At 50.4% G+C, this 1416-nt stretch carries 3 protein-coding genes and 1 pseudogene; all 4 read left to right on the top strand.

Going from position 1 to position 1416, the window contains the following annotated elements; all coding sequences use genetic code 11:
• Positions 1 to 24 precede the first annotated feature (24 nt).
• The gene (traQ, locus tag RTW80_RS25205; RefSeq protein WP_001055569.1) at positions 25 to 552 is read left to right on the top strand and encodes a conjugal transfer protein TraQ; all 528 of its coding nucleotides are present in this window, start codon (positions 25 to 27) and stop codon (positions 550 to 552) included.
• Positions 553 to 602: 50 nt separating this feature from the next.
• A complete protein-coding gene (gene traR, locus RTW80_RS25200; RefSeq protein WP_312720786.1) occupies positions 603 to 1007 on the top strand; it encodes an IncI1-type conjugal transfer protein TraR in 405 nt (134 codons plus the stop codon).
• A 63-nt stretch (positions 1008 to 1070) separates the two neighbouring features.
• The gene (gene traS, locus RTW80_RS25195; RefSeq protein WP_001277255.1) at positions 1071 to 1259 is read left to right on the top strand and encodes a putative conjugal transfer protein TraS; all 189 of its coding nucleotides are present in this window, start codon (positions 1071 to 1073) and stop codon (positions 1257 to 1259) included.
• A pseudogene (locus RTW80_RS25190) lies at positions 1243 to 1416 on the top strand (conjugal transfer protein TraT); the annotation flags it as partial. The gene traS and the pseudogene RTW80_RS25190, both read left to right, overlap by 17 nt.

Raw genomic sequence — 1416 nt, 5'->3', positions numbered from 1 at the left:
CACCAGTGCAGGGACGTTACGCTGATGAACATGGATGCCCTGACCGCCATTGAGAACTTTGCCAGCAGTATTTTCAGTGCCGGAATGGATTTCCTGTTTACCTGGGGAGAATTCATCGGGGTGATCAGCATGATTACCCTGTTTGCCCGCGCCCGTTCAGCCGGTCCGGTAAAAATGTCTCCCGGAAAATTTATTGCGGGGATGTTAACCAGCTGCATGCTCGTATCACTCCCGGCAATGATTAACGCCGGAGGCGTACAAATGGGATTCAGGGCTGACTCATTTGGCCCGATTGCATATGTACAACCTCAGACGTTTGGCGCTGCTGCTGGCGCAGCAAATGCAGTTCTGTCGCTGGCCAAGCTGGCCGGTGTTGGATTTGTAATGAACGGGATATCCATCTGGCGCAAGGCCGGACTCGATGGACATACCGCACTGAGTGCCAGTGAATCCGTCAGTAAGGGAAACGTCAAATTTATTGCCGGCGTCCTGCTGGTCTTTATCGATCGTGTCCTCAATGCCCTGCTGGCAAGCATTGGAATCGTCTTCTGATTTTTTTCACCTTCATATAAACCACTGATATATCCAGTTAAGGAGAAAATATTTCACGTATTCGTGTCGTAGCGGCCCGTCTGTACGCCGCATTTAACCACGCACAACTGTTTGTAATGTCATGCCGGAGCAAACTGACTAAGTTCCTGCTGCTCATTCCCATGATGTTGCTGCCCAAAGCCGTTCTTGCCGATGGAGATCTTGCCGATATGGTTCGCAATGTCGAACAAGGTGCCAAAACAGCACAGTCATCATCACTGACTATTGCGCAGTTCATCGGCGTAATTCTGTTTCTCGGGGGCCTGATTGGCCTGAAAAAAGTTGGGAAACAAGGGGGGATGGGACTGGCTAGTTGCATTGTATCTATCGTCATTGGGGCGGTACTTGTCGCCGGACCTGAAATGATGAGTCGCAGCCAGAAACAACTGGGGATTTCCTCAATTTCCATTGGCTAATCTTGTCCAGGGCACTGGCATTTATCCGGTGCCCTTCCTATTCGGCAATACAAGGAGGCACATATGTCTGCCTGGAGCCCGGAGCACATAACGTTACGACGAACAGAAAACGGCAATGTGATTGCCCACGACAGTCGGGACGATCAGGAATTCATTTTTGCAGAATGCTGTTCCGATGAAATCGCAAACATCATTCTGGAAGCCGTGAAACGTTACACCAGTACGGAGCCTGCTCATGCAACACAGCATTAAAGACTTGTGGTTGTATCCCTTTCCAGAAATTGATGTGGTTCATACACAGGAGCCACTGTTACCGGAACCGGAATTAACAACGCCCGGTCGATGTATCTGCTGCCGGCAAAACGTCAGGCACCGTTTCAGACTGGATGACTCATGGCCACTCAGACAG

This window comes from Escherichia sp. AM3, assembly GCF_032029835.1.
Lineage (GTDB): Bacteria > Pseudomonadota > Gammaproteobacteria > Enterobacterales > Enterobacteriaceae > Escherichia > Escherichia coli.
Note: the sequence above shows the minus strand (reverse complement) of the source record. Positions and strands in the feature narration are given on the sequence as shown.

Excerpts from the sequence above, each read along its gene's own strand:
- traS (WP_001277255.1), top strand. The coding sequence starts at position 1,071 with ATGTCTGCCTGGAGCCCGGAGCACATAACGTTACGACGAACAGAAAAC.
- traQ (WP_001055569.1), top strand. The coding sequence starts at position 25 with ATGAACATGGATGCCCTGACCGCCATTGAGAACTTTGCCAGCAGTATT.